The organism is Kosakonia sp. WA-90 (assembly GCF_039871955.1).
In the GTDB taxonomy this organism is placed as follows: Bacteria; Pseudomonadota; Gammaproteobacteria; order Enterobacterales; family Enterobacteriaceae; genus Kosakonia; species Kosakonia oryzendophytica.
Window position 1 is genome coordinate 58,071 of record NZ_JBDPLJ010000009.1, and the last position, 26,809, is coordinate 84,879.

At 53.2% G+C, this 26,809-nt stretch carries 23 protein-coding genes, 2 tRNA genes and 1 rRNA gene; 6 read left to right on the forward strand and 20 right to left on the reverse strand.

Annotated features, from left to right (window positions below):
• The 8 genes from rffA to trxA form a co-directional block, all read right to left on the reverse strand.
• Positions 1 to 1,131 carry a dTDP-4-amino-4,6-dideoxygalactose transaminase gene (gene rffA / locus ABGA49_RS15135; protein WP_061499192.1) on the reverse strand — a complete coding sequence of 377 codons (1,131 nt, stop codon included), beginning with the start codon at positions 1,129 to 1,131 and terminating at the stop codon, positions 1 to 3.
• Positions 1,132 to 1,135: 4 nt separating this feature from the next.
• Positions 1,136 to 1,813 carry a dTDP-4-amino-4,6-dideoxy-D-galactose acyltransferase gene (gene rffC / locus ABGA49_RS15140; RefSeq protein WP_061499194.1) on the reverse strand — a complete coding sequence of 226 codons (678 nt, stop codon included), beginning with the start codon at positions 1,811 to 1,813 and terminating at the stop codon, positions 1,136 to 1,138.
• A gap of 17 nt (positions 1,814 to 1,830) precedes the next feature.
• The gene (wecC, locus tag ABGA49_RS15145; protein ID WP_134319229.1) at positions 1,831 to 3,093 is read right to left on the reverse strand and encodes a UDP-N-acetyl-D-mannosamine dehydrogenase; all 1,263 of its coding nucleotides are present in this window, start codon (positions 3,091 to 3,093) and stop codon (positions 1,831 to 1,833) included.
• Positions 3,090 to 4,220, reverse strand: a complete 1,131-nt coding sequence (wecB, locus tag ABGA49_RS15150) for a UDP-N-acetylglucosamine 2-epimerase (non-hydrolyzing) (protein ID WP_061499201.1) — start codon at positions 4,218 to 4,220, stop codon at positions 3,090 to 3,092. The genes wecC and wecB overlap by 4 nt, the downstream gene beginning before the upstream one ends.
• 57 nt (positions 4,221 to 4,277) lie before the next feature.
• Positions 4,278 to 5,324: an ECA polysaccharide chain length modulation protein gene (gene wzzE, locus ABGA49_RS15155; protein WP_088237711.1), complete on the reverse strand. Its 1,047-nt coding sequence runs from the start codon at positions 5,322 to 5,324 to the stop codon at positions 4,278 to 4,280.
• Positions 5,325 to 5,337: 13 nt separating this feature from the next.
• Positions 5,338 to 6,441, reverse strand: coding sequence for a UDP-N-acetylglucosamine--undecaprenyl-phosphate N-acetylglucosaminephosphotransferase (gene wecA, locus ABGA49_RS15160; protein ID WP_061499206.1), 1,104 nt, complete (start codon positions 6,439 to 6,441; stop codon positions 5,338 to 5,340).
• Between the two features lie 244 nt (positions 6,442 to 6,685).
• A complete protein-coding gene (gene rho / locus ABGA49_RS15165; RefSeq protein WP_004386383.1) occupies positions 6,686 to 7,945 on the reverse strand; it encodes a transcription termination factor Rho in 1,260 nt (419 codons plus the stop codon).
• Positions 7,946 to 8,287: 342 nt separating this feature from the next.
• On the reverse strand, positions 8,288 to 8,617 hold the full coding sequence (gene trxA / locus ABGA49_RS15170; RefSeq protein ID WP_061499209.1) for a thioredoxin TrxA: 330 nt from the start codon (positions 8,615 to 8,617) through the stop codon (positions 8,288 to 8,290).
• A gap of 144 nt (positions 8,618 to 8,761) precedes the next feature.
• On the opposite strand from trxA, the gene rhlB reads away from it, so the two are divergent.
• Positions 8,762 to 10,030 carry an ATP-dependent RNA helicase RhlB gene (gene rhlB, locus ABGA49_RS15175; RefSeq protein WP_061499212.1) on the forward strand — a complete coding sequence of 423 codons (1,269 nt, stop codon included), beginning with the start codon at positions 8,762 to 8,764 and terminating at the stop codon, positions 10,028 to 10,030.
• A 6-nt stretch (positions 10,031 to 10,036) separates the two neighbouring features.
• Positions 10,037 to 11,521 carry a guanosine-5'-triphosphate,3'-diphosphate diphosphatase gene (gppA, locus tag ABGA49_RS15180; protein WP_134319232.1) on the forward strand — a complete coding sequence of 495 codons (1,485 nt, stop codon included), beginning with the start codon at positions 10,037 to 10,039 and terminating at the stop codon, positions 11,519 to 11,521.
• A 39-nt stretch (positions 11,522 to 11,560) separates the two neighbouring features.
• Here the strand turns inward: gppA and rep are convergent, their stop codons facing one another.
• Positions 11,561 to 13,582 (reverse strand): DNA helicase Rep, encoded by a 2,022-nt coding sequence (rep, locus tag ABGA49_RS15185; protein ID WP_347665761.1) that lies wholly within the window; start codon positions 13,580 to 13,582, stop codon positions 11,561 to 11,563.
• A gap of 86 nt (positions 13,583 to 13,668) precedes the next feature.
• Between rep and ppiC the strand changes: the two genes are divergently transcribed.
• Positions 13,669 to 13,950 (forward strand): peptidylprolyl isomerase PpiC, encoded by a 282-nt coding sequence (ppiC, locus tag ABGA49_RS15190; protein ID WP_001140255.1) that lies wholly within the window; start codon positions 13,669 to 13,671, stop codon positions 13,948 to 13,950.
• Between the two features lie 81 nt (positions 13,951 to 14,031).
• Here ppiC and ilvC read toward each other — a convergent pair whose 3' ends face one another.
• Positions 14,032 to 15,507: a ketol-acid reductoisomerase gene (gene ilvC, locus ABGA49_RS15195; RefSeq protein ID WP_061499223.1), complete on the reverse strand. Its 1,476-nt coding sequence runs from the start codon at positions 15,505 to 15,507 to the stop codon at positions 14,032 to 14,034.
• A 156-nt stretch (positions 15,508 to 15,663) separates the two neighbouring features.
• Between ilvC and ilvY the strand changes: the two genes are divergently transcribed.
• Positions 15,664 to 16,554 carry an HTH-type transcriptional activator IlvY gene (gene ilvY / locus ABGA49_RS15200; RefSeq protein ID WP_061499226.1) on the forward strand — a complete coding sequence of 297 codons (891 nt, stop codon included), beginning with the start codon at positions 15,664 to 15,666 and terminating at the stop codon, positions 16,552 to 16,554.
• 4 nt (positions 16,555 to 16,558) lie between these two features.
• Here the strand turns inward: ilvY and ilvA are convergent, their stop codons facing one another.
• From ilvA to ilvL, 6 genes are all read right to left on the reverse strand, one after another.
• Positions 16,559 to 18,103, reverse strand: coding sequence for a threonine ammonia-lyase, biosynthetic (gene ilvA, locus ABGA49_RS15205; protein ID WP_088237739.1), 1,545 nt, complete (start codon positions 18,101 to 18,103; stop codon positions 16,559 to 16,561).
• A gap of 2 nt (positions 18,104 to 18,105) precedes the next feature.
• Positions 18,106 to 19,956, reverse strand: coding sequence for a dihydroxy-acid dehydratase (ilvD, locus tag ABGA49_RS15210; protein WP_061499234.1), 1,851 nt, complete (start codon positions 19,954 to 19,956; stop codon positions 18,106 to 18,108).
• Positions 19,957 to 20,141: 185 nt separating this feature from the next.
• Positions 20,142 to 21,071 (reverse strand): branched-chain-amino-acid transaminase, encoded by a 930-nt coding sequence (gene ilvE, locus ABGA49_RS15215; RefSeq protein ID WP_061499237.1) that lies wholly within the window; start codon positions 21,069 to 21,071, stop codon positions 20,142 to 20,144.
• A 17-nt stretch (positions 21,072 to 21,088) separates the two neighbouring features.
• Entirely contained in the window at positions 21,089 to 21,358 is a 270-nt protein-coding gene (ilvM, locus tag ABGA49_RS15220; RefSeq protein WP_017459702.1) for an acetolactate synthase 2 small subunit, read from the reverse strand.
• Positions 21,355 to 23,001, reverse strand: coding sequence for an acetolactate synthase 2 catalytic subunit (ilvG, locus tag ABGA49_RS15225; protein ID WP_061499240.1), 1,647 nt, complete (start codon positions 22,999 to 23,001; stop codon positions 21,355 to 21,357). The genes ilvM and ilvG overlap by 4 nt, the downstream gene beginning before the upstream one ends.
• Before the next feature lie 139 nt (positions 23,002 to 23,140).
• Positions 23,141 to 23,239: an ilv operon leader peptide gene (gene ilvL, locus ABGA49_RS15230; RefSeq protein WP_001311244.1), complete on the reverse strand. Its 99-nt coding sequence runs from the start codon at positions 23,237 to 23,239 to the stop codon at positions 23,141 to 23,143.
• A 341-nt stretch (positions 23,240 to 23,580) separates the two neighbouring features.
• Between ilvL and ABGA49_RS15235 the strand changes: the two genes are divergently transcribed.
• Positions 23,581 to 25,101, forward strand: coding sequence for a YifB family Mg chelatase-like AAA ATPase (locus ABGA49_RS15235; protein ID WP_347665762.1), 1,521 nt, complete (start codon positions 23,581 to 23,583; stop codon positions 25,099 to 25,101).
• Positions 25,102 to 25,126: 25 nt separating this feature from the next.
• Here the strand turns inward: ABGA49_RS15235 and ABGA49_RS15240 are convergent, their stop codons facing one another.
• Positions 25,127 to 25,465: a DUF413 domain-containing protein gene (locus ABGA49_RS15240; RefSeq protein ID WP_061499247.1), complete on the reverse strand. Its 339-nt coding sequence runs from the start codon at positions 25,463 to 25,465 to the stop codon at positions 25,127 to 25,129.
• Positions 25,466 to 25,571: 106 nt separating this feature from the next.
• Between ABGA49_RS15240 and hdfR the strand changes: the two genes are divergently transcribed.
• Positions 25,572 to 26,405 carry an HTH-type transcriptional regulator HdfR gene (gene hdfR / locus ABGA49_RS15245; RefSeq protein WP_088237706.1) on the forward strand — a complete coding sequence of 278 codons (834 nt, stop codon included), beginning with the start codon at positions 25,572 to 25,574 and terminating at the stop codon, positions 26,403 to 26,405.
• 94 nt (positions 26,406 to 26,499) lie between these two features.
• On the opposite strand, the gene ABGA49_RS15250 is transcribed toward hdfR, so the two are convergent.
• From ABGA49_RS15250 to rrf, 3 genes are all read right to left on the reverse strand, one after another.
• Positions 26,500 to 26,575 (reverse strand) — tRNA-Trp (locus ABGA49_RS15250).
• A gap of 8 nt (positions 26,576 to 26,583) precedes the next feature.
• Positions 26,584 to 26,660, reverse strand: a tRNA-Asp gene (locus ABGA49_RS15255).
• Positions 26,661 to 26,712: 52 nt separating this feature from the next.
• A 5S ribosomal RNA gene (gene rrf, locus ABGA49_RS15260) occupies positions 26,713 to 26,809 on the reverse strand; the annotation flags it as partial.

Consider the following 26,809-nt stretch of genomic DNA (forward strand, 5'->3'; position numbering starts at 1 on the left):
TCAGCTGAAATAGCTCAGAAGTGTGCTAATGACCGTGCGCTGGTTAACAGGCGACAGATTGTAGAACAGCGGCAGGCGAAGCAAACGCTCACTTTCTTGCGTGGTATAGCGATCTTCGCCGTGGAATTCGCCAAACTTTTCTCCTGCCGGAGAAGCATGGAGCGGGATGTAGTGAAATACGGCGAGGATCTCCGCTTCTTTCAGGAAAGCGATCAGCTTGCTGCGGTCAGCCTCATCGCGCAGTTTGATATAGAACATATGCGCATTGTGACCACAGTCTGCCGGAACCGAGGGCAACGCAATACGTCCGGCTCGCGCCAGCGGCGCCAATGCATCGTAATAGTTCTGCCACAGCGCCAGGCGCTGCTGATTGATGCGGTCAGCCGCTTCAAGTTGCGCCCACAAGTACGCGGCTTGTAGATCCGCCATCAGATAACTCGAACCAATATCCCGCCAGGTGTATTTATCCACCTGCCCACGGAAGAACTGGCTGCGGTTGGTGCCTTTTTCGCGAATGACCTCTGCACGTTCAACCAGCGCGCGGTCGTTAATCAGCGTTGCTCCGCCTTCACCGCCTGCCGTGTAGTTTTTCGTTTCGTGAAAACTAAAACAGCCAATATGCCCGATCGTACCCAGCGCCCGACCTTTGTAGGTCGACATCACGCCCTGAGCAGCATCTTCCACCACAAACAGATTATGGCGTTTCGCAATCGCCATAATGGTGTCCATTTCGCAGGCCACCCCGGCATAGTGCACCGGCACAATCACGCGGGTTTTGTCAGTAATCGCCGCTTCAATACAGGTTTCATCAATATTCAGGGTATCCGGGCGGATATCCACAAAGACAATTTTCGCCCCACGCAGCACAAAGGCGTTGGCAGTGGAGACGAAGGTATAACTCGGCATGATCACTTCATCGCCAGGCTGAATATTCAGCAACAGTGCCGCCATTTCCAGCGAGGCGGTGCAGGAAGGCGTCAGCAGCACTTTGGCACTGTGAAAACGCTGCTCCATCCACTGCTGGCAGCGGCGGGTAAAGCCGCCATCACCGCATAATTTACCGCTGCCCATCGCCGACTGCATGTAGTCGAGTTCCGTCCCCACGACCGGGGGTGCATTGAAGGGGATCATAACGTCACCTGTATAACCACAGAGCAGTGCTTTCCACATTCGCTCCGCTTTGAATATAGCGTTTAAGTGCGACGGTATTCCCAAGCTGGGTTGCCACTCGCACCTGCGTTAATTGCCGCTGCCGTGCCCAGTGGCTGGCAGCCTGCATTAATTTTTCGCCCATCCCACGACCAGCCAGTAAGCCAATCCGCGCCTCATGCTCGTTTAACTGCCGCAAAGAGACAAAGCCCGCGATTTCACCGCCCTCGCGGCGAAACAGCAGACATTGATGGTCAAACACACCTTTTACTGCGTTTTCAATCCACTGTGCGTAGAAACGCCCGCTGGCATCGGCCGGGTACCACGGGGCGCGAAAACGGCTCTGCACAAACGTCTCCGACGCCATTTGCCGCAGCACGGGGATATCGTCCACATTCGCCACTTCTGCATGGGGATCGCATCCCTGAACAGACACAGCTAATGACAGGTCGATTTCCCCTTCCACCAGTTGAAAACCGAATTGTTGCAGCGCATCGAGGGTATGCGTGTGCGACGCTGGCAATTTGACCTGCAGACGCGACCAGCCAGTGAAATCCGCGACGTTCAGCGCAGGCGCTTCAGGATGCAGACGCACGATAGCGCTGCGGATACCAAAAAATGCGCTTTCCCATGCCAGTTCTTCTACAGTGCCGTGAAGAGCCATCTCGTCTCCTTAGCGCATCAGCGCCAGACGCCTTTGGTGTCCACAATGTGACGCTGCGTGATGCAGCGGCCATCCAGCGCTTTAAATTCTTTGTGATCGACCAGCATGATCAGCACATCCGCCTGTGCCAGTGCCTCCTGCATGCTGACCAGTTTACTGATACCGGTCAGCGAGGCAGGAAGCTGATGGATATTCGGTTCAACCACCAGAGTTTCGCCACCGTGCCACTGCGCTACACTGCGTGTAATTTCCATCGCCGGACTTTCGCGCAGATCGTCAATGTTGGGTTTAAAGGCCAGCCCAAAACAGGCGATTTTCAGTTCGCTCGCGCGCTTATCGCTTGTGGTCAGACAGTCGGCAACGGTGGCTTTTACCTGATCCAATACCCAATGCGGCTTATGATCGTTCACCTCACGTGCAGTACGAATGAGTCTCGCCTGTTGCGGGTTCTGCGCCACAATAAACCACGGATCGACAGCGATGCAGTGACCGCCCACGCCAGGGCCTGGTTGCAGAATATTCACGCGCGGATGACGATTTGCCAGACGGATCAATTCCCAGACGTTAATGTTCTGGTCGGCACAGATCAGCGACAGCTCGTTGGCAAAAGCGATGTTGACGTCGCGAAAACTGTTTTCGGTGAGTTTGCACATTTCTGCGGTGCGGGAGTTGGTCACCACACATTCACCTTCAAGGAAAATGTTGTACAGCTCGCTTGCGCGCGCCGAGCACACCGGTGTCATGCCGCCAATTACTCGATCATTTTTAATCAGTTCAACCATAACTTGTCCCGGCAGCACACGCTCAGGGCAATAGGCGATATTGATGTCGGCCTTTTCCCCGACCTGCTGTGGGAAGGTAAGGTCCGGGCGGGCGGCCGCAAGCCAGGCGGCCATTTGCTCAGTCGCCCCGACCGGCGAGGTGGACTCAAGAATCACCAGTGCGCCTTTTTTTAACACCGGTGCAATGGATTTTGCCGCCGCTTCGACATAAACCATATCCGGCTCATGTTCACCTTTAAAGGGCGTGGGTACGGCAATCAGGTAGGCATCTGCTGTGACCGGCGTGGTGCTGGCGCGCAGATATCCGCCCTCTACCGCGGCTTTTACGACGTTATCCAGTTCCGGCTCGACAATATGGATCTCTCCGCGATTAATGGTTTCCACGGCGCGTGCGTTGATATCAACCCCGATGACCTGCTTTTTCCGGGAAGCAAACGCCGCTGCGGTAGGAAGGCCAATGTATCCGAGGCCAATGACGGAAATGGTTGTAAAGCTCATAGTGTTACCCGATTGTTTTTTAGTGCGTGCAAAATGCGACGACAAGCCTGCCCGTCGCCATACGGATTATGCGCACGACTCATGGTCTGCCAGGCATCGTTATCGTGAAGCAGGCGCGTAACCTCTTCGACAATGCGCTGGCGGTCCGTGCCGACCAGTTTCACCGTTCCGGCTTCGACCGCTTCGGGTCGTTCCGTGGTATCCCTCATCACCAGCACCGGTTTCCCCAGCGATGGCGCTTCTTCCTGAATCCCCCCCGAATCGGTGAGGATCAGCCATGCATGATTCATCAACCACAAGAACGGTAAATAGTCCTGCGGTTCGATCAGCGTGACGTTCTCAACCTGGCTGAGGATACGATTTACCGGCTCGCTGACATTCGGGTTCAGGTGTACCGGATAGACGATCTGCACATCGTTATGTTGTGCTGCAATATCTGCCAGCGCGTGGCAAATCTGCTCAAATCCGCGACCAAAACTCTCGCGACGATGACCCGTAACCAAAATGAGTTTTTTATTCTCGTCGAGAAACGGGTAGCGTGCCGCCAGCTCACCATGTAACGAAAGGTCTTTCAGTACGCTATCGCGCACCCAGAAAAGCGCGTCGATAACCGTATTACCGGTGACGAAAATACGGTTATCGGCAATATTTTCTTGCAGCAGGTTGTGGCGAGAATTCTCCGTCGGCGCAAAGTGATACATCGCCAGATGACCAGTCAACGTACGATTGGCTTCTTCCGGCCAGGGGGATGAAAGATCACCGGTACGCAGCCCGGCTTCCACGTGCCCAACCGGGATACGTTGGTAAAATGCAGCAAGGCTCGCCGAGATAGTGGTCGTGGTGTCGCCATGCACCAGCACCACATCCGGACGGAAAGACTCAAGAATAGGTTTCAGTCCTTCGAGGATACCGCAGGTGATTTCGGTTAGCCCCTGCCCAGGGCGCATAATATTCAGGTCGTAATCCGGGACAATTGAGAAGAGGTTCAACACCTGATCGAGCATCTCCCGATGCTGCGCAGTGACGCAAACTCTCGCCTCAAAGTCAGGATCCCTTGCCAGCGCATGTACCAGCGGAGCCATTTTGATGGCTTCTGGTCGCGTGCCAAATACGGTAAGTACTTTCACAACGATTCTCTTCGAGTAGATGATGAAGGCGCAAGGTGCCTTCATCGCAGACGGCGTTTAATCCGAACGGCGTCGCGTTAATGCAACCCCGGCTCCTGTTAACGCGCCAACAATTCCCCACATGATCATCATGAAGGCACGACGCGGGCTGTCGCGTTTTACCGGTTCTTCCGGCGTGCGCAAATAACGATAAGTCTGAAAACGAGGATCAAGTGTGGGGCCGACATTCAGCGTATTCAGCATGGCCCGGTTTTGATCATAGTCCAGATCGAATTGCGGCCCCACTGCTTGCAGGTTTTCCAGACGTGCCTTCAGCATTGGGCGGCCCAACATAAACAGTTCCGAATCAGGTAACTCATCCGGCGGAACCTCGGTTTCATTGCGAGAGATATTATTCTGCTCAGCCACTTTCAGCGCCTGTTCAACGTTATGCAGGCGCCGGTTAAAAATCGCTTTTGCCACCTCTTCCTGGCGTTTAACCTGCGCTTTCATCTGGATAGTCCGGGCCGCCCACGCACCTTTCAGCTCATCGTTTAAATGGCTGGCAGCACGCTGGCTGGCGAAAGCGACATACTGACGTAGCAAGTTATTCGCATCCGGCGCAGTTTCAGCAATAAGCTTCACATTGTCATTCAGGTTACGCGCCGCATCGCCAGGGGCGAACTGGATATTGTTTATCAGCTCATCCAGAAGCGCTGCATCTTCTTTGCTATTCCCTACCTGGCGCTGCCTGAAATAATCTGTTTGTGACCAAAAATCGCGGCGTGTATCCCAGGAAGCAAGTTGCATAATGAACTCTTTATACGCCTCATCCATGACAGACGGTTGATCCGCTGATGCCAGGTTGGCCTTGACATCCAGATTGCGCAAAAACTGCTGCTGAGAGTAATACCCGCCGAGCATATTGACCGTCGGCCTGTCGGTGATTGCATTGGCGCTCCACTCCTGGGGCGCGAAAAATGTCCAGGCTAACGCGAACAATGCAAACAGCAGCGCTCCCCCTCCAATCCACAATTTCCCCGCCCAAAGGGTACGAAACAAGCCCCGGATATCCAGTTCATTTTCCGTTTCTGTTGAAGTTGCTTCCGACGCTGGTTGAATCATCGCTTTCCCGGTTTTATTTGGTTAGTGTTGATTTTTGGTGTTTGTTACGGCGTATCCTGCGTTTTACCCGCTTGATAAAACGCGCCACTTTCCAGGCTCGCTTAATACAGTAGCCATACAATAAGAATGCCAGCAAAAATAATGCCAACATTACCCATTCTGGAATGAAATGAAGGTACTCCGTCACCACGCCAATGGCCGCCAACAGCGCAGCCGCAAGAGTGATAAGCACAAACGCCTGACGGGAAGTGAAACCTGCCCGCATGATCAAATGGTGGATATGTTGACGGTCCGGTGAAAAAGGGCTCATGCCTTTACGCAGCCGACGATAGGTAATCGCCACCATATCCATCAGCGGAATGGCGATGATCCATAACGCAGTAACCGGGCTGATGGGGTGCGTCTTACCCTGGGTGGTTTCCAGTAAAATCCAAATGACAGTAAAACCGATCAACGTACTGCCAGCATCACCCATAAAAACTTTGTAGCGGCGGCCAAGGACACCGAGATTTAATAGAATATAAGGCACAATCGCCGCAATCATTGCGAAGCACCAAATCGCCAGGCTGAATTGTCCATCAAACCATAAAATGATGCCGATGGCGGCGAAGGAAACACACGATAACCCACCCAGCAGGCCATCAATGCCGTCCACCATATTAAAGGCGTTGATCGCGGCCCATACTGCAAACAAGGTAAGCAGATAACCAAATGGCCCTAGCACCATCTCCCAGGAACCGAAGATGAAACCAAGGCTGCTCAGATAGAGTTTGCCCACCATCATCATTACAACTGCGATCCCGGCCTGGATAGCCGCACGGATTTTAACGCTAATATCAAAGCGATCGTCCAGCGCGCCGACAAAGACCAGCACCCCTGCACAACTCAGGTAGAGCGCAGCGTGAGGGATATAATCGTTTGTAATAGCAAAAGTAAAGCAGATACCAGCGTAGACTGAAATTCCCCCTACCAGCGGAATCAGTCCCTGATGCCGTTTTCGGTAGTTAGGTTTGTCCACCAACCCCACATACTTCGCCATTTTCCTGGCGAAGAACAAGAAGGCGGTAGTGAACAAGAAGATACTGAATAATTCAGTAAACGCAGTGAGTAAATTCACAATGCATGCTCTCAGCGAATGTTGATCCCGGCAGTATAACGACGATGCCACGCTCCATAAAAGGAGAAAGCAGGTCATTCACAGACGTTATTGTTTGTTTTTCAGTCAAATGAGGAATTCATACGAAGAATATATCCTTTTGACGAGGTCTGTGTCGGACAATGCCTGTCCCAGTGCATATAGCGTATAGCCCATAAATGAAAAACGCCACGTAAAAACGTGGCGCATCTGGGGTTTATTTGTTCTAAGAGCGCTTCATCATGTCGAAGAACTCATCATTCGTCTTCGTCATCGCCAGCTTGTTAATGAGGAACTCCATCGCATCGATCTCACCCATCGGGTGAATGATTTTGCGCAGGATCCACATTTTCTGTAGCTCTTCCTGAGTGGTGAGCAGCTCTTCTTTACGCGTACCGGAACGGTTGTAATCAATGGCCGGGAAGACGCGTTTTTCAGCAATTTTACGGGAGAGATGCAGCTCCATGTTACCGGTGCCTTTAAACTCTTCGTAAATCACTTCGTCCATCTTCGAACCGGTATCGATCAGCGCCGTTGCGATGATGGTCAGGCTACCGCCCTCTTCCACGTTACGCGCTGCACCGAAGAAACGCTTCGGACGATGCAGGGCGTTTGCATCCACACCACCGGTTAACACTTTGCCGGATGCCGGCACCACGGTGTTGTAAGCGCGCGCCAGACGGGTGATGGAGTCCAGCAGAATGATCACGTCTTTCTTATGCTCAACCAGGCGCTTGGCTTTTTCGATAACCATCTCAGCAACCTGCACATGGCGGGAAGCTGGTTCGTCAAAGGTGGAAGCAACCACTTCACCTTTCACCAGACGCTGCATCTCGGTCACTTCTTCCGGACGTTCGTCAATCAGTAACACCATCAACACACAGTCTGGATGGTTGTACGCGATGCTCTGCGCGATATTCTGCAGCAGCATGGTTTTACCGGCTTTCGGCGGTGCAACAATCAGACCACGCTGACCGCGACCGATGGGTGACGCCAGGTCCAAAACGCGGGCGGTTAAGTCTTCGGTTGAGCCATTACCGCGTTCCATACGCAGACGCGAATTCGCATGCAGCGGCGTCAGGTTCTCGAACAGAATCTTGTTGCGCGCATTCTCCGGCTTATCGAAGTTCACCTCGTTGACTTTCAGCAGTGCAAAGTAACGTTCACCTTCTTTAGGTGGGCGAATCTTACCTGAAATGGTGTCACCGGTGCGGAGGTTGAAGCGGCGGATTTGGCTGGGAGAAACGTAGATGTCGTCAGGACCGGCGAGGTAGGAGCTGTCTGCGGAGCGGAGGAAACCAAATCCATCCTGCAGAATCTCCAGCACACCGTCGCCAAAGATATCTTCGCCACTCTTCGCGTGCTGCTTCAGGATGGCAAAAATGATGTCCTGTTTGCGCATACGGGCCAGGTTTTCCAGCCCCATATTTTCGCCGAGAGTGATCAGCTCAGAAACCGGCGTATTCTTTAATTCGGTAAGATTCATAATGGTGTGGGTTCTTAAACTCGGGGTAAATCTCGAACTTAATGTTGTGAATGGTATGGCAGGGTCATCCATGCCTGTTAACGGCCATCAACTCATGTCCGATCGGCGTCTGGTCACAGGAATGGACGCAGAACTGAAACGATAAGACGGAATGAGTGACAAGCCCGGAATCTGTCTACTTCTCTCGCGGCAATGCAGCTCTACGGGAAGTATCGGGGTAATGCAAGATTCAAACTACTAAGGTATGTTCAAAACGAAGTCAAAACAAAGTTAGCACGGCTGAAGCCGGGCGTCCAGCGATCCACATAAAATAGGAGTGCTGGCGCGCCGGCTGAGCCCGGATTATGCCAGGTTGGCGTCCAGGAACTCTTTCAGTTGGCCTTTAGACAAAGCACCGACTTTGGTTGCCGCCACTTCGCCGTTTTTGAACAGCAGAAGGGTTGGAATCCCGCGAATACCGTACTTCGGTGCGGTACCTGGATTCTGGTCAATGTTCAGCTTGGCAACGGTCAGTTTGCCTTCGTACTCAGTAGCGACTTCATCCAGAATCGGGGCGATCATTTTACACGGACCACACCACTCTGCCCAGAAATCGACGAGAACAAGCCCGTTTGCTTTGAGTACATCCGTGTCAAAACTATCGTCAGTCAGGTGAATAATTTTATCGCTCATATATAACTCCACAGGAATAAGCCTGGCGTGTTGGTGTAGCATAAAACAGCAACGTGTTGATGCCACAATAACCAACTAAAGGTTGACTTTATTTCACCGGATACGCTTTCGTAAAGCAATAGTAAGCTGATATTCTACCACACTATGAGCAAAACACATTTAACAGAACAGAAGTTTTCCGACTTCGCCCTGCACCCAAAAGTGATTGAGGCCCTTGAAAATAAAGGGTTTCATAATTGCACGCCTATTCAGGCACTGGCCCTTCCGCTGACGCTGGCGGGCCGGGATGTTGCAGGTCAGGCGCAAACCGGTACCGGCAAAACGATGGCGTTTTTAACGTCAACGTTCCACTATCTCCTTTCTCACCCGGCGATCGAAGACCGCAAAGTGAACCAGCCGCGCGCAATTATTATGGCGCCGACCCGTGAACTTGCGGTGCAAATCCACGCCGATGCGGAGCCCCTGGCGCAGGCGACAGGTCTGAAACTGGGCCTGGCTTACGGCGGTGATGGCTACGACAAGCAGCTGAAAGTACTGGAAAGCGGCGTCGATATTCTGATCGGCACCACTGGCCGCCTTATTGATTACACCAAACAGAACCATATTAACCTGGGCGCGATCCAGGTCGTGGTGCTGGACGAAGCCGATCGTATGTACGATCTGGGCTTTATAAAAGATATCCGTTGGTTGTTCCGCCGTATGCCGGCAACCGACCAGCGTCTTAATATGCTGTTCTCCGCGACCCTCTCTTACCGGGTGCGTGAACTGGCGTTCGAGCAAATGAACAACGCTGAATACGTGGAAGTCGAACCGGAACAGAAAACCGGCCACCGTATCAAAGAAGAGCTGTTCTATCCGTCCAATGATGAAAAAATGCGTTTACTGCAAACGCTGATTGAAGAAGAGTGGCCGGATCGTGCAATCATCTTCGCCAACACTAAACACCGTTGTGAAGATATCTGGGGCCACCTGGCCGCAGATGGTCACCGTGTTGGTTTATTGACGGGCGATGTGGCGCAGAAAAAACGCCTGCGCATTCTTGATGAATTCACACGTGGCGATCTCGATATTCTGGTAGCAACAGATGTGGCGGCTCGTGGTCTGCATATTCCTGCCGTAACACATGTTTTTAACTACGATCTGCCGGACGATTGCGAAGATTACGTGCACCGTATCGGTCGTACCGGTCGCGCTGGCGCAAGCGGCAATTCCATCAGCCTGGCCTGTGAAGAATACGCGCTGAACCTGCCCGCTATTGAAACCTATATTGGCCACTCCATTCCGGTCAGTAAATACAACCCGGATGCCCTGCTCAGCGAACTGCCGCCGCCAAAACGCCTGACGCGCCCCCGCTCTGGCAACGGCCCGCGTCGCAGTGGTGGCGCACCACGTAATCGTCGTCGTTCAGGTTAAAAAAATATGCTCGGTTCCGCCTCGCTCTATGCAGCTATTGATCTCGGTTCCAACAGTTTTCATATGCTGGTTGTACGCGAGGTGGCGGGCAGTATCCAGACGCTGTCCCGCATTAAACGCAAGGTTCGCCTGGCCGCCGGCCTGAGCAGCGAAAATCATCTTTCTCAGGAAGCCATGGAGCGCGGTTGGCAATGTCTGCGGCTGTTCTCTGAACGACTACAGGATATCCCGCAAGAACAAATCCGCGTCGTGGCAACCGCCACGCTGCGTCTGGCAGTTAACGCCCGGACTTTCCTCGATAAGGCGCAAGAGATCCTCGGCTGCCCGGTGCAAGTTATCAGCGGTGAAGAAGAGGCGCGCCTGATATATCAAGGCGTTGCCCACACAACAGGCGGCGCCGATCAGCGTCTTGTCGTGGATATTGGCGGCGCAAGTACCGAACTGGTGACTGGCACCGGCGCACAAACCACATCGCTGTTCAGCCTTTCGATGGGCTGTGTCACCTGGCTAGAACGTTTTTTTACCGATCGCAATCTCGGGCAGGAGAATTTCCAGGCGGCAGAGCTTGCGGCTCGCGAGGTATTGCGTCCGGTCGCCGGTGAGCTTCGTCGCCACGGCTGGAAAGTCTGCGTCGGCGCATCCGGCACGGTTCAGGCGTTGCAAGAGATCATGATGGCGCAAGGGATGGATGAACGCATCACCCTCGCCAAACTGCAGCAGTTGAAGCAGCGCGCGATTCAGTGCGGGCGTCTTGAAGAACTGGAGATTGAAGGCCTGACGCTTGAGCGTGCGCTGGTTTTCCCAAGCGGCCTGGCGATCTTGATCGCCATTTTCACTGAGATGAATATTGAAAGCATGACGCTCGCCGGTGGCGCATTGCGGGAAGGTCTGGTCTACGGCATGTTGCATCTGGCAGTCGATCAGGATATTCGCAGCCGCACGCTGCGCAATATTCAGCGCCGTTTTATCATCGACACCGATCAGTCAAGACGTGTCTCCACGCTGGCGGGACGCTTTGCGCAGGGCGTTGAAAAAGCATGGGATCTTGATGCTTACAGCACCGATATCCTGAAAGTTGCCTGCGAACTTCACGAAATCGGCCTCAGCATAGAGTTCAAACAGGCACCGCTACATGCCGCCTGGCTGGTACGAAATCTCGACCTGCCTGGCTTTACACCAGCGCAGAAAAAACTGCTTGCCACACTGCTGTTGAACCAGACCAACGCGGTTGATCTCTCGTCATTGCATCAGCAAAACGCCGTACCGCCACGCGTTGCGGAACATCTGTGCCGTTTACTGCGTCTGGCGATTATCTTTGCCAACCGTCGTCGTGACGACCTGTTGCCGGACATTGCCGTTAGCGCACAGGGTGAAAAACTCACACTGACACTTCCTGAGGGTTGGCTGGCTGGCCATCCGCTGGGTGCGGAGTTGATCGAGCAGGAAAGCCAGTGGCAGAGCTATGTACACTGGGCGCTGGAAATCCGGTAACCAATAAGCGTTGATAAGGCCCGGTAGTACCGGGCTTTTTTATTTTCCTTTCGCTTTTGCCAGCATCGCCCGGATATTCGCCACATTGGCCTGGCCTTTGTGCATGCGCTCTTCCGGGCTGACTACCTTGCGCTCTTGCTCCCAGATCAGATCATCTTGCGGTAACTCCAGCAGAAAACGGCTTGGCTCCGGGCGCACCAGTTCACCGTACTGACGACGCTCTTTGCACAACGTGAAAATCAGCTCTTTCTGCGCACGCGTTATGCCAACGTAAGCCAGACGGCGTTCCTCATCAACGTTATCTTCATCAATGCTGCTTTGATGCGGCAGTAAGCCTTCTTCCATGCCGACCAGAAAGACATAAGGGAACTCCAGGCCTTTAGACGCATGCAGTGTCATCAGTTGTACCTGGTCGGACTCATCGTCGCTTTCACCCCGCTCCATCATATCGCGCAGGGTGAAACGCGTGACTACCTGATCCAGCGTCATCGGCTCATCCAGTTCATTACCTTCGAGCATCTCGGTCATCCAGCCAAACAACGTATTGACGTTTTTCATACGCATTTCCGCCGCCTTCGGGCTGGGCGAGGTTTCGAATAACCAGGATTCATAATCAATGCCGTGAATGAGATCACGCACGGCAGCAATGGGCTCACGCTCCGACAGGCGCTGTATATCGCCAAGCCACTGGGTAAAGCGTGTTAAAGACTCATAACCGCGCCCGGTAAGCGTCTGGTTTAGCCCAACGTCAAAGCTGGCGGCAAACAGGCTCTTATTGCGCACCATTGCCCATTCCCCCAGTTTTTGCAGCGTGGCGGAACCAATTTCACGCTTCGGCGTGTTCACAATGCGCAAAAACGCGCTGTCATCATCCGTATTGGTTAGCACCCGCAGATAAGCCAACAGATCTTTAATTTCCGGGCGCGAGAAAAAGGAGGTGCCGCCAGAAATCTTGTACGGAATGCGGTTCTGCATGAGGAATTTTTCAAACACCCGCGACTGATGGTTGCCGCGATAGAGGATGGCATAATCCTTATACTGCGTTTTATTCACAAAGTGATGGGCAATCAACTCACCGGTCACGCGCTCAGCTTCATGCTCCTCATGGTTGGCGCTCAGGACTTTCAGCTCCGTACCGTAGCCGAGCTCCGAAAACAGACGTTTTTCAAACACGTGTGGGTTATTGGCGATCAGGATGTTTGCCGCTTTCAGGATACGCCCGGAAGAACGGTAGTTCTGCTCCAGCTTAATGACCTGCAACGCCGGGAAATCCTGACTCAGTAACACCAGGTTTTGCGGCCTCGCGCCGCGCCAGGAGTAAATTGACTGGTCATCGTCGCCTACCACCGTAAACCGTGCGCGCTTGCCCACCAGCAGTTTTACCAGTTCGTACTGGCTGGTGTTGGTATCCTGATATTCATCCACCAGCAGATAGCGGATCTTGTTCTGCCAGCGCTCGCGCACCTCTTCATTGCGCTGCAATAGTAGCGTGGGTAGCAGGATCAAATCGTCAAAATCGAGAACGTTGCACGCCTTCATATGGGCGGTATAAAGACCGTAGCAATGGGCGAACATACGATCCCGTTCGCCGATCGCGCGAGCGGCCGCCTGCTGCGGGGTAAGCAGATCGTTTTTCCAGTTTGAGATCGTCGAGATCAGTTGTTGCAGGACGACTTTGTCATCTTCGATCAGCCCATCAGTCAGATCTTTGAGGAGGGCGACCTGATCGGTATCGTCGAACAACGAAAAGTTAGATTTCATACCCAGCGCAGCATATTCACGCTTGATGATATCCAGCCCCAACGTATGGAACGTGGAGATCATCAACCCCCGAGCCTCTTTCCGGCCCAGCGTTTGCGCGACACGCTCCTTCATTTCGCGTGCGGCTTTGTTGGTAAAGGTGACCGCTGCAATATGTCGCGCCTGATAGCCGCAACCCCGAATAAGGTGAGCGATTTTATTGGTGATCACGCGCGTTTTACCGGATCCTGCGCCCGCCAGCACCAGGCAGGGGCCGGTGACGAATTCGACGGCTTGTTGTTGTCCGGGATTTAAACGCATAGAAAAAATCACTCAATGAAAGTCAGGAAGGAAATAAACAGCGTGGTAGTATAGCCAGCCCAAACTCCTCCACTCAAGGCACGATCATGGCAAAAACAGCAGCAGCACTGCACATCCTTGTTAAAGAAGAGAAACTGGCGCTGGATCTTCTGGAACAAATCAAAAACGGCGGCGACTTCGAGAAACTGGCGAAAAAACACTCTATTTGCCCGTCAGGCAAAAAGGGAGGCCATTTAGGGGAATTCCGTCAGGGTCAGATGGTACCGGCTTTCGATAAAGTGGTGTTTTCCTGCCCGGTGCTGGAGCCGACCGGCCCGCTGCACACCCAGTTCGGTTATCACATTATCAAAGTGCTGTATCGCAACTAATATAAAGCCCGGTAGCGCTCACGCTTACCGGGCTTACGTTACTGCAGGTCGGGCTGGCGAAACGCTTACCCGACCTCTTTTTTAGCCTGCGACAGCAATACGCTTCATATCGGTCATATAGCCACGCAGTTTCTGACCCACTTTTTCAATCGCATGACTGCGGATCGCTTCGTTCACATCACGCAGTTGCGCGTTATCAACAGCGCCTTCGGCAATCGCCTGGCCCAGATCGCCCGTCTGCAGCGTGGTCATAAACTCTTTCAGCAGCGGAACACAGGCATAAGAGAACAGGTAGTTACCGTACTCAGCGGTATCAGAGATAACCACGTTCATTTCATACAGGCGTTTACGCGCGATGGTGTTGGCAATCAGCGGCAGCTCGTGCAGTGATTCATAGTAAGCTGACTCTTCGATGATGCCGGAGGAAACCATGGTTTCAAACGCCAGTTCAACACCCGCTTTCACCATCGCGATCATCAGTACGCCTTTATCGAAGTACTCTTGTTCGCTGATTTTGCCTTCAAACTGCGGTGCGGTCTCGAATGCGGTTTTACCGGTCTCTTCACGCCAGGTCAGCAGTTTTTTATCATCGTTCGCCCAATCAGCCATCATGCCGGAGGAGAATTCGCCGGAGATGATGTCATCCATATGTTTCTGGAACAGCGGCGCCATAATGCCTTTCAGTTGTTCTGACAGCGCGTAAGCTCGCAGTTTTGCCGGGTTAGAAAGACGGTCCATCATCAGAGTGATGCCGCCCTGTTTCAGCGCTTCGGTGATGGTTTCCCAGCCGAACTGAATCAGTTTTTCCGCGTAAGCGGCATCAGTACCTTCTGCCACCAGCTTGTCGAAGCACAGCAGAGAACCAGCCTGCAACATACCGCAGAGAATGGTCTGTTCGCCCATCAGGTCAGATTTCACCTCCGCAACGAAAGAGGACTCCAGAACCCCGGCGCGATGACCGCCCGTTGCTGCAGCCCAGGCTTTAGCGATCGCCATACCTTCACCTTTCGGATCGTTCTCCGGGTGCACAGCAATCAGGGTCGGGACGCCAAAACCGCGTTTGTACTCTTCACGCACTTCGGTACCCGGGCATTTCGGCGCAACCATCACCACGGTGATGTCTTTACGGATCTGCTCGCCCACTTCGACGATATTGAAACCATGGGAGTAACCCAGCGCCGCGCCATCTTTCATCAGCGGCTGTACGGAACGCACTACGTCAGAGTGTTGCTTGTCCGGCGTCAGGTTAACCACCAGATCCGCCTGCGGGATCAGCTCTTCATAGGTGCCAACGTTAAAACCGTTTTCGGTCGCTTTGCGCCAGGATGCACGTTTTTCAGCGATCGCTTCCTTACGCAGCGCGTAGGAGATATCCAGGCCAGAGTCGCGCATATTCAGACCCTGATTCAGGCCTTGGGCGCCGCAGCCGACAATGACCACTTTTTTACCCTGAAGGTAGCTTGCGCCATCGGCAAATTCTTCACGCGCCATAAAGCGACATTTGCCCAGCTGCGCCAGCTGCTGGCGCAGGTTCAGTGTATTAAAGTAGTTAGCCATGGTGAGACCTCATGATGTTGTGTTGTCGTGCTTATTGTTCGGTTCGCTGTTTCGCGAGATTGAATCCACTATATGACAGGAAATGCGTTGCTTAAATTGATATATTAACAATGTGACATTGCAATTTTTGCAATACAAATTTGTGGAGCCTGTCTCATGGATTTACGCGACCTGAAAACTTTTCTGCATTTGGCGGAAAGCCGCCATTTTGGCCGCAGCGCGCGGGCCATGCACGTCAGCCCTTCCACGCTCTCGCGCCAGATTCAGCGACTGGAAGAGGATCTCGGCCAGCCGCTTTTTGTGCGGGATAACCGCACCGTCACACTGACCGAAGCGGGAGAAGAACTGCGCGTTTTCGCTCAACAAACTTTATTGCAGTATCAGCAACTCCGCCACACGATAGACCAGCAAGGCCCCTCCCTTTCCGGCGAGTTGCATCTGTTTTGTTCCGTTACTGCGGCGTACAGCCATTTGCCGCCGATCCTCGATCGCTTCCGTGCTGAACATCCGTCGGTGGAAATCAAACTCACCACCGGCGATGCCGCCGACGCGATGGAAAAAGTGGTCACTGGCGAAGCAGATCTGGCGATAGCCGGGAAACCGGAAACCTTGCCCGGCGCAGTGGCTTTTTCCATGCTGGAAAATCTTGCTGTTGTGCTGATAGCCCCGGCGTTACCCTGCCCGGTACGCAACCAGGTTTCGCAGCCAGATCCCGACTGGTCGACGGTGCCGTTTATTATGGCGGATCAAGGGCCAGTGCGCCGCCGCATTGAGCTGTGGTTTCGTCGTCATAAAATCAGTAACCCGTCGATTTACGCCACCGTTGGCGGCCACGAAGCAATGGTATCAATGGTCGCATTAGGCTGTGGCGTAGCGCTGATTCCGGAAGTGGTGCTGGAAAACAGCCCGGAACCGGTGCGCAATCGGGTGATGATCCTTGAGCGCAGCGACGAGAAAACCCCGTTCGAGCTGGGCGTATGCGCACAAAAAAAGCGGCTGCATGAGCCGCTTGTCAGTGCATTCTGGCAAATCCTGCCCAACCATTAACCGACTAACCGGCGAGGAAAAACCGGAACGCCGGGTTATGCGTCTCATCATGGCAATCATAACCGAGCTCATTGAGCCGGGTTTCGAAGTCCGGCTCATGATCCGCCAGCTCAAACGCCGCCAGCACACGACCATAATCAGTACCGTGGCTGCGATAATGGAACAGCGAGATATTCCAGTGAGTGCCGAGCGTGTGCAAAAACTTCAGCAGCGCGCCGGGGGATTCCGGGAATTCAAAACTGTATAAGCGCTCTTGCAACGGCTTAGATGGCCGACCGCCGACCATGTAACGCACGTGCAGTTTCGCCATCTCATCGTCGGAGAGATCCACCACGTCATAGCCGCCTTTATGCAGCAGTTCGAGTATCTCTTTACGTTCTTCTACCCCACGGCTTAAGCGCACGCCGACAAAAATGCAGGCGTCCTTCGCATCCGCAAAGCGATAGTTAAACTCGGTAACAGAACGCCCGCCAAGCAACTGGCAGAACTTCAGAAAGCTGCCTTTCTCTTCCGGAATTGTGACCGCCAACAGTGCTTCGCGCTGTTCGCCCAGTTCGCAACGCTCGGAGACATAGCGCAGACCGTGGAAATTGACATTAGCGCCGGAAAGCACATGCGCCAGTCGTTCGCCGCGAATATTATGCATAGCGATGTATTTTTTCATGCCCGCCAGCGCCAACGCACCGGAAGGTTCAGCCACAGCGCGAACGTCTTCGAACAGATCTTTCATCGCCGCACAAATCGCATCGCTATCCACGGTGACGATGTCGTCGAGATAAGCCTGACACAGCCGGAACGTTTCGTTGCCGATACGTTTTACCGCCACCCCTTCCGCAAACAGCCCGACACGGGGTAAATCAACCGGATGGCCCGCATCCAAGGCGGCTTTCAGACAGGCCGACTCTTCCGCTTCGACGGCAATAACCTTGATTTGCGGCATCAGTTGCTTAATCAACACCGCTACGCCCGCCGCCAGACCACCGCCGCCCACCGGTACAAAAACGCGATCGATATGCGCATCCTGCTGTAAAAGCTCCAACGCCAGTGTCCCCTGCCCGGCAATCACCATCGGGTGATCGAATGGCGGTACAAAGGTGAAACCCTGCTGTTGCGACAGCTCAATGGCTTTAGCTTTGGCTTCATCAAAGTTAGCGCCGTGCAGCAGTACCTCGCCGCCGAAGCCTCGTACCGCATCAACTTTGATATCCGCAGTCGCGACCGGCATAACGATAAGCGATTTAATACCAAGCCGGGTGGAAGACATTGCCACACCTTGCGCATGGTTGCCTGCCGAAGCCGTGATTACGCCGCTTGCTTTCTGCTCTTCCGTCAGCCCGGCGATCATCGCGTACGCCCCACGCAGCTTAAAGCTGTGCACTGGCTGCCTGTCTTCGCGTTTCACCAGAATGACGTTATCAAGACGCGAAGAGAGCTTTTCCATTTTTTGCAGCGGCGTTACCTGCGCCGCTTCATAAACCGGTGCGCGAAGCACCGCCCTCAGATATTCCGCCCCTTCGGGGGCGGCGGAGAGGGGTTGGGATTCGGCCATCATTAACCCCCGAGTTTAGATTTATCGCGTACTGCGCCTTTGTCTGCACTGGTCGCGAGGCTGGCATAGGCGCGCAGCGCAAAGGATACCTGACGTTCGCGATCGACAGGCGTCCAAGCTTTATCGCCGCGGGCTTCCTGGGCTTCACGACGCGCAGCCAGTTCCTGATCGCTCAGTTGCAGTTGAATGCTACGACTCGGAATGTCGATAGCAATGATGTCGCCATTTTCAATCAGGCCGATGTTGCCACCGCTGGCCGCTTCGGGTGAAACGTGACCGATAGAAAGACCGGAGGTACCGCCGGAGAAACGACCGTCGGTGATCAGTGCGCAGGCCTTACCTAAACCCATTGATTTCAGGAAGCTGGTTGGATAAAGCATCTCTTGCATACCCGGGCCACCTTTTGGACCTTCGTAGCGAATCACCACGACATCGCCGGCTACCACTTTGCCGCCGAGGATAGCCTCAACAGCCGCGTCCTGGCTTTCGTACACTTTCGCCGGGCCGGTAAATTTCAGGTTGCTGTCATCAACACCCGCTGTTTTCACGATACAACCGTTCTCCGCAAAGTTGCCGTACAGCACCGCCAGACCGCCATCTTTACTGTAAGCATGATCCAGCGAGCGGATACAGCCTTCAGCGCGATCGTCATCCAGCGTGTCCCAGCGGCAATTCTGCGAAAATGCTTGCGTGGTTCGGATGCCTGCCGGACCTGCGCGGAACATGGTTTTCACCGCCTCGTCTTTGGTCAGCATCACATCGTATTGTTCAAGGGTTTGCGGCAACGACAGGCCCAGCACGTTTTTCACGTCGCGGTTCAGCAGGCCTGCACGATCCAGCTCTCCGAGGATACCCAACACGCCACCGGCGCGATGCACATCTTCCATATGGTATTTCTGCGTACTTGGTGCGACCTTACACAACTGCGGCACCTTGCGGGAAAGCTTGTCAATGTCGCTCATGGTGAAGTCAATTTCCGCTTCCTGCGCGGCGGCCAGCAGGTGCAGAACAGTATTGGTCGAACCGCCCATGGCGATATCCAGCGTCATGGCATTTTCAAACGCCGCTTTGCTGGCGATATTACGCGGCAACGCACTGGCATCATCCTGCTCGTAATAACGTTTGGTCAGTTCAACAATGCGTTTGCCGGCATTGATAAACAGGTCTTTGCGATCGGCATGGGTGGCGAGAAGTGAGCCATTACCCGGCTGAGAAAGGCCCAACGCTTCGGTCAGGCAGTTCATTGAGTTGGCGGTAAACATACCGGAACAGGAGCCGCAGGTAGGGCAAGCGGAACGCTCAACCTGTTCACTCTGATCGTCAGAGACTTTCGGGTCTGCGCCCTGGATCATTGCATCCACCAGATCGAGTTTGATGATCTGGTTAGAGAGTTTGGTTTTCCCGGCTTCCATGGGGCCGCCGGAAACAAAAATGACCGGAATGTTCAGACGCAGGGAGGCCATCAGCATCCCCGGGGTGATTTTGTCGCAGTTGGAAATACACACCATGGCATCGGCGCAGTGGGCATTCACCATATATTCAACGGAATCAGCAATCAGCTCGCGGGAGGGCAGTGAGTAAAGCATACCGCCGTGCCCCATCGCGATGCCATCATCGACAGCAATAGTATTGAACTCTTTCGCGACGCCGCCTGCGGCTTCAATTTGCTCCGCAACCAGTTTACCAAGATCGCGCAAATGGACGTGGCCCGGCACGAACTGGGTAAACGAGTTTACGACGGCAATAATCGGTTTGCCAAAATCGGCATCGGTCATCCCGGTTGCGCGCCACAGCGCGCGGGCACCCGCCATATTGCGCCCGTGGGTGGTGGTGGCGGAACGGTACTTAGGCATGCTTAAACTCCCAGTCTATCCTGTAGATGGGATGGTGCGTGCCACCCCATGTTTCTCTGTATACCCTAAATCATTCTGGTTGCAGGAAGGCGGCAAGCAAGTGAATCCTCAGGAGCTTACATAAGTAAGTGACTGGGGTGAACGCGTGCAGCCAACACACTTACAACCTGAAGTATGATGGGTATTTATTGGTTAACTTGATCCAACCAGCCCCATTTATCCTCGGTTTCACCGGTGAAGAGGCCAAAGAATGCTTGCTGAATGCGTTTGGTAACCGGGCCACAACGGCCTTCACCAACCTGGATACCATCGACGCTGCGTACCGGCGTGATTTCTGCGGCGGTACCGGACATGAACACCTCATCCGCCAGGTACAGAGATTCGCGGGACAGTACCTGCTCGCGTACTTCAATATTCAGCTCTTTCGCCAGCTTAATGATGGCATCACGCGTGATACCCGGCAGTGCGGAAGAAGTAAACGGTGGGGTAAACAGGATACCGTCTTTCACTTCAAACAGGTTTTCGCCTGCGCCTTCAGAGATATAGCCGTTCACATCCAGCGCGATACCTTCCTGATAACCATGGCGGCGCGCTTCGCTACCAACCAGCAGGGATGAAAGGTAGTTACCACCGGCTTTTGCAGCTGTCGGAATGGTGTTTGGCGCAACGCGGTTCCAGGAAGACACCATGGCGTCGATCCCCTGATCCAGCGCTTCAGCGCCGAGATAAGCTCCCCACGGGAACGCAGCGATGATCACGTCAGTGGAGTAACCTGCAGGCGGGTTCACGCCCATACCCACGTCGCCCACAAATACCAATGGGCGGATATAAGCGCTGGTCAGGTTATTTTTGCGGATCACGGCACGGCATGCTTCCATCAGTTCGTCAGTGCTCTGAGAAACCGGGAAACGGTAAATTTTTGCAGAGTCTTGCAGGCGCTGCATATGTTCACGATGGCGGAAGACCACAGGACCTTTGTGAGAGTCGTAGCAACGGATGCCTTCAAATACAGACGTACCGTAATGCAGCGCGTGGGACATCACGTGGACTTTTGCGTCTTCCCACCGAACCATCTCGCCATTGAACCAAATGTAGTCTGCTTTTTTCGTCGTCATTGTTCTTCCTATTGCGCTTATGCGCGGATTTGTTGTGATTGTGATGATGTGGCGCGCTGTCGGATATCAACCCTGGCAACGTCGACAAGTTTGCTCAACTGGCTAAACAGTAATTCGACAGGCCGCGGACTGGCAACGGTCAATTCAATATTTATATTCCGCGCATCACTGGCGGTTTCCATGTTCATCGCGCACACCTGAAAGCCACGGTGGCGTACCACACGCAATACGCGTTCTAACGTTTCCGGGTTGAAACGAGCCTCAACGGCGACTTGATGTTGCATCATGATAATTTCTCCAGCATTTGTGCGTTACTGGCGCCGGGCGGCACCAACGGCCAGACATTCTCAAGTTCGTCGATTGAGACATGAAGCAAATATGGCCCCTGGCACGAAAGCAGGGTGTCGAGTGCCGCTTCAACCTGGTCTTTACGGGTGATGTGCTGGCCGGGGATGCCAAAGGCGCTGGCCAGCGTAAGGAAATCGGGGTTATCGGTCAGGGTGGTTTCGCTATAACGTTCATTGAAGAATAACTGCTGCCATTGACGAACCATCCCTAAGCGCTGGTTATCCAATAAAATGATCTTCAGCGGTAATTGTTTGCGTTTTACGGTGCCCAGCTCCTGAACATTCATCATGAAAGAGCCGTCACCGGAGATACAGATAACCGTATCGTCCGGGCGGGCAACCTGCGCCCCCACCGCAGCAGGCAAACCAAATCCCATGGTGCCTAATCCGCTGGAAGTAATGAAGTTTTCCGGGCGATTGAAACTCAGATGCTGGGCCGCCCACATTTGGTGCTGTCCCACATCGGTGGTCACTACGCTATTTTCCGGTTTACGCTCAGAAAGCTGCTTTAACAGCAGAGGGGCATAGATAGCCTCACCGGGATGGTCATAACGCCAGGCATGCTCGCGGCGCAGGTCGGCGTTGAACTGACGCCATTCGTCAATCATCAGCGGTTGCTGCAACGCAGGCAGCAAGGCATTTAAATCACCCTGTAGCGCAACGTGCGCCTGGCGCAATTTGCTCATTTCCGCAGGATCGATATCCATATGGATGACTTTGGCGTGCGGCGCGAATGTGTTCAGTTTGCCGGTGACGCGATCATCAAAACGCGCGCCAACGGCAACCAGCAAATCACACTCCTGCACCGCAAAGTTTGCCGCTTTCGTCCCGTGCATACCCAACATGCCAAGGTAGTAAGCGTACTCCGCCTCAACTGCGCCTAACCCCTTCAGTGTGCAGGTAACCGGCATTTTTGTGACCGCAAGGAAGTCACGCAATGCCGGAACAGCCTGAGCCATTCCCACGCCGCCGCCGACATACAGCATCGGTTTTTTAGCCTGAGAGAGCATCTGATACGCGTCAGCAACCTGCTCTTGCGGAAAGGAAACATCGTCTTCAACGGTGGAGAAATAGGGCTCCAGATTACCGACTGCCAGCTGGATATCTTTTGGGATATCAACCAGTACCGGACCAGGACGGCCCGAATTGGCAATGTGAAAAGCCTCGGCCATCACGCGGGGTAAATCTTCCAGCGACTCAACCAAAAAGCTGTGTTTCGTACAGGCCAGGGATAAACCCAGCACGTCTACTTCCTGAAATGCATCGGTACCGATAAACGGCGCTGCAACCTGCCCTGTGATAGCGACGACCGGAACGGAATCTAACAGTGCATCGGCAAGACCTGTGATCAGGTTGGTGGCACCAGGACCAGAGGTGGCGATACACACACCAGTCTTACCCGTAGAGCGGGCATACCCGATGGCTGCCATCGCCGCGCCTTGCTCATGCCGACACAGTAGGTGTTCCACGCCGCCGTCATACAATGCATCGTAAACCGGCATAATTGCGCCACCCGGATACCCGAATACGGTATCGACTTTCTGTGCCCGCAACGCATGTACTACCCACTGTGCCCCATTCATAGTTAGTTCCCCGCCGGATATCGGGAGAAACAGAATTTTGTGCTACAACTCATTCTCTGCTCCTCGTTAATGTTTTTAGGTCATAAAAAAACCCCCGGACCTTTCGGTGCGGGGGTCTTAGTTCGTTAAGGCTTGTTTTTCAAGCCTTTCCTCGTCCAAGTGCAGCCCCGCACGGTGGGATAATAATCACCACCACGCTAATCACGACCAGGCTAATCACTCGTAGAAGGGCTGTCATTTGTGTTCGTTCTTGCTTCATGTTCGAAGGAATGCCTAAAGAGTTATCACAGATTTGAGACAAGACACAAGAAATATTTATGACTTATTTTGCGAGGCAGTCGACAGGTTGCTAAAAAACCTTTGTTTTATATAGCAAAAAAGAAGGGTGAAAATATTTCACTTTTTCATGTCACTGTTCAGAGATTGAACATCCCTATAACTGATCATGCGAACGCGCTTCCAACAGTGTGAAAAGTGTTTAGGCTTGCGATGAAAGAACGGGAAACATCACGCAAATAGAAAAAAACAGCAGAGAAATGACAAAACTGAGAACCGATAATGCCCCGAAAAGGAGGTGTTATGGCGTTGTCAGTAATTTACACACGGGCAGTTCTGGGGGTCGCCGCACCGCTGGTGACGGTAGAAGTCCATATCAGCAATGGGCTGCCCGGTCTGACTATCGTTGGACTGCCAGAAACGACTGTCAGGGAAGCGCGAGACAGAGTACGTAGCGCACTTATCAACAGCGGCTATGAGTTTCCCGCTAAACGGATCACCATCAACCTGGCACCGGCGGATCTACCTAAAGAAGGAGGTAGATACGATTTACCTATTGCCATCGCGCTTCTCGCTGCCTCTGAGCAGCTTACAACCGGAAAGTTAAGCCATTACGAGTTTGTCGGCGAACTCGCGCTTACAGGGGCATTACGCTGGGTTCCTGGTGCTATCTCCTGTGTGATGGAAGCCTTAAAAGCCCACAGAAACATCATCCTTGCGCAGGGGAACGAAGCAGAAGCCAGCCTGGCACAAACGCAGGCATGCCTTGTTGCTGGACATTTACAAGAGGTCTGCGCCTTTCTGGAAGACAAACATCAATTGTTACCACCGAAGCCTTTTCACCTCCCTCAGGAAGTGCACAGTGAAGATTTAAGTGATGTTATCGGACAAGAACAGGGAAAACGGGCACTGGAAATCACCGCTGCCGGCGGACATAATCTCTTGCTCATCGGACCACCCGGCACAGGAAAAACAATGCTGGCAAGTCGGTTAGGTGGATTACTTCCACCACTGAGCAATCAGGAAGCGCTGGAAAGCGCTGCGGTGATGAGTGTGTTAAACGCCGCCAACCTCACCCAGCATTGGCGACGGCGACCGTTCCGTTCGCCTCACCACAGCGCCTCACTCGCAGCTATGGTTGGGGGAGGTTCAATACCCGGTCCGGGTGAAATTTCGCTGGCACATAACGGCGTATTATTTCTCGACGAGTTGCCAGAATTTGAGAGGCGGGTACTGGATGCGTTACGCGAGCCGATTGAGTCAGGGAAAATTGATATTTCCAGAACACGAGCGAAAGTCACTTACCCGGCACGGTTCCAATTGATCGCCGCCATGAACCCTAGCCCTACAGGGCACTATCAGGGGAAACATAACCGCTGTACGCCGGAACAAACGTTACGCTATTTGGCAAAATTATCAGGCCCGTTTCTCGATCGTTTTGATCTCTCACTGGAGATACCGCTTCCTGTCGCCGGGCTAATGAGTCAGACGCAAGTCAAAGGTGAATGCAGTGAAACGGTTCGTGCCCGCGTTGTGAGCGCGCAAGCGCGCCAGTTGGCTCGTCAGGATAAACTCAACGCGCGGCTTGAGAGTAGCGAAACCAGGCTGTTCTGTTCACTCTCCGGGGAGGATAGCGACTGGCTGGAAGAGACATTAATACGTTTGGGTCTGTCTGTGCGGGCCTGGCAGCGTCTGCTGAAGGTAGCAAGGACCATTGCCGATCTGGAGCAGCAAGAACGGATTCAGCGTTGCCACCTGCAGGAAGCGCTAAGTTACCGTGCTATCGACAGGCTATTTGTTCATCTGCAAAAAATGCTGAGATAAAAAAAGGGGCCGCAGCCCCTTTGTCTTAATCGTCGGAATCTGTGTAGTCTTCCGTGCCCTCTGTCTGCGGCTTACCGCCGGACAGGGTATGAAAACGCTTCGGACGCTTAATGCGCGCCATATACTTAATCCAGACACGTTCTGCTTCAGTGCTGGGTTCACGTTCTCCACGGCAAACGGCAATAAACTGCATCTCTTCTTCGGTCATCGGTTCGCGCTTGCCGAGCTCCAGCTCGTTAAAGGCATAACCATGACGCTCAAGCAGTTGAGCCTCTTTGATGGTGAAATCACCGTGGCGAGAGAACCCGCGTGGATAATTTTTATTGTCGAAAAAACGATTCGTCGTCGTAAAGCTTTCCGCCATCCTGCACGCTCCTAATTCTTTGGCCGAGCTATTTATGGCGCGGAGTATTAGTTACGCTTGACAGAGTGTAAAACAAAACATTTAAATCATTACGACAAATATTTTTGTGGAGAAAGCTGTGGATACGGAATTATTAAAAACTTTCCTGGAAGTGAGCAGGACTCGTCACTTTGGTCGGGCGGCTGAAGCTCTCTATTTGACGCAATCTGCGGTGAGTTTTCGTATTCGCCAACTGGAAAACCAGCTTGGAGTCAATCTTTTCACTCGTCATCGTAATAACATCCGTCTGACAGCTGCAGGAGAAAAACTTCTGCCTTACGCAGAAACGTTAATGAACACATGGCAGGCAGCAAGGAAGGAAGTCGCGCACACTTCACGTCATCACCAATTTTCTATCGGTGCCAGCGCTTCACTGTGGGAATGCATGCTAAGCGATTGGCTGACCAGGCTTTATGATCTTGGCGGTAATCTGCAGTTTGAAGCGCGTATTGCACAGCGGCAATCGCTTGTTAAGCAGTTGCATGAGCGTCAGTTAGATCTGCTGATCACCACCGAGACGCCCAAAATGGATGAGTTCAGCAGTCAGCTACTGGGACATTTCACGCTGGCGCTGTATTGCTCAGCACCTGAAAAAACAAAATCAGAGCTAAATTACCTTCGTCTGGAATGGGGGCCTGATTTCCAGCAGCATGAGGTGGAATTGATTGCCAGCGATGATGTGCCCACATTGACGACGAGCTCGGCAGAAGTTGCGCATCGCCAGTTAACTCAATTGAATGGCTGTACATGGTTACCTGTCTTATGGGCAGATAAAAAAGAATGCTTACACCAGGTGACGGATACTGTGGCGCTTTCCCGTCCGCTTTATGCCATCTGGTTGCAGAACAGTGACAAACAAAACCAGATCAAAGATCTCTTGAAGATCAAAGTGATTGATTGAACCGTGAGGCAAGGATGCTGAATGGTATTCCACAGAAATGAGATAAAAAAACGCAAAAAAAAATCCTTAGCAAATAAATGCTAAGGATTGTTTCTGGCAGGGGCGGAGAGACTCGAACTCCCAACACCCGGTTTTGGAGACCGGTGCTCTACCAATTGAACTACGCCCCTAAATAGGGTGGCGGAACGGACGGGACTCGAACCCGCGACCCCCTGCGTGACAGGCAGGTATTCTAACCGACTGAACTACCGCTCCACCGAATTTGTCACTTTACCGGTTTTTACACCGGTTTACTGCTTTATTTGATGCCTGGCAGTTCCCTACTCTCGCATGGGGAGACCCCACACTACCATCGGCGCTACGGCGTTTCACTTCTGAGTTCGGCATGGGGTCAGGTGGGACCA

What these genes read in the sequence shown, in the direction of transcription:
- ilvY (WP_061499226.1), top strand. Translation starts at nt 15,664, where the DNA reads ATGGATTTACGCGACCTGAAAACTTTTCTGCATTTGGCGGAAAGCCGC.
- gppA (WP_134319232.1), top strand. Translation starts at nt 10,037, where the DNA reads ATGCTCGGTTCCGCCTCGCTCTATGCAGCTATTGATCTCGGTTCCAAC.
- ppiC (WP_001140255.1), top strand. Translation starts at nt 13,669, where the DNA reads ATGGCAAAAACAGCAGCAGCACTGCACATCCTTGTTAAAGAAGAGAAA.
- wzzE (WP_088237711.1), bottom strand. Translation starts at nt 5,324, where the DNA reads ATGATTCAACCAGCGTCGGAAGCAACTTCAACAGAAACGGAAAATGAA.
- ABGA49_RS15240 (WP_061499247.1), bottom strand. Translation starts at nt 25,465, where the DNA reads ATGGCGGAAAGCTTTACGACGACGAATCGTTTTTTCGACAATAAAAAT.
- rffC (WP_061499194.1), bottom strand. Translation starts at nt 1,813, where the DNA reads ATGGCTCTTCACGGCACTGTAGAAGAACTGGCATGGGAAAGCGCATTT.
- ilvA (WP_088237739.1), bottom strand. Translation starts at nt 18,103, where the DNA reads ATGGCCGAATCCCAACCCCTCTCCGCCGCCCCCGAAGGGGCGGAATAT.
- ilvG (WP_061499240.1), bottom strand. Translation starts at nt 23,001, where the DNA reads ATGAATGGGGCACAGTGGGTAGTACATGCGTTGCGGGCACAGAAAGTC.
- rep (WP_347665761.1), bottom strand. Translation starts at nt 13,582, where the DNA reads ATGCGTTTAAATCCCGGACAACAACAAGCCGTCGAATTCGTCACCGGC.
- rho (WP_004386383.1), bottom strand. Translation starts at nt 7,945, where the DNA reads ATGAATCTTACCGAATTAAAGAATACGCCGGTTTCTGAGCTGATCACT.
- rffA (WP_061499192.1), bottom strand. Translation starts at nt 1,131, where the DNA reads ATGATCCCCTTCAATGCACCCCCGGTCGTGGGGACGGAACTCGACTAC.
- ilvL (WP_001311244.1), bottom strand. Translation starts at nt 23,239, where the DNA reads ATGACAGCCCTTCTACGAGTGATTAGCCTGGTCGTGATTAGCGTGGTG.
- rhlB (WP_061499212.1), top strand. Translation starts at nt 8,762, where the DNA reads ATGAGCAAAACACATTTAACAGAACAGAAGTTTTCCGACTTCGCCCTG.
- ABGA49_RS15235 (WP_347665762.1), top strand. Translation starts at nt 23,581, where the DNA reads ATGGCGTTGTCAGTAATTTACACACGGGCAGTTCTGGGGGTCGCCGCA.
- wecC (WP_134319229.1), bottom strand. Translation starts at nt 3,093, where the DNA reads ATGAGCTTTACAACCATTTCCGTCATTGGCCTCGGATACATTGGCCTT.
- ilvD (WP_061499234.1), bottom strand. Translation starts at nt 19,956, where the DNA reads ATGCCTAAGTACCGTTCCGCCACCACCACCCACGGGCGCAATATGGCG.
- ilvE (WP_061499237.1), bottom strand. Translation starts at nt 21,071, where the DNA reads ATGACGACGAAAAAAGCAGACTACATTTGGTTCAATGGCGAGATGGTT.
- ilvM (WP_017459702.1), bottom strand. Translation starts at nt 21,358, where the DNA reads ATGATGCAACATCAAGTCGCCGTTGAGGCTCGTTTCAACCCGGAAACG.
- trxA (WP_061499209.1), bottom strand. Translation starts at nt 8,617, where the DNA reads ATGAGCGATAAAATTATTCACCTGACTGACGATAGTTTTGACACGGAT.
- ilvC (WP_061499223.1), bottom strand. Translation starts at nt 15,507, where the DNA reads ATGGCTAACTACTTTAATACACTGAACCTGCGCCAGCAGCTGGCGCAG.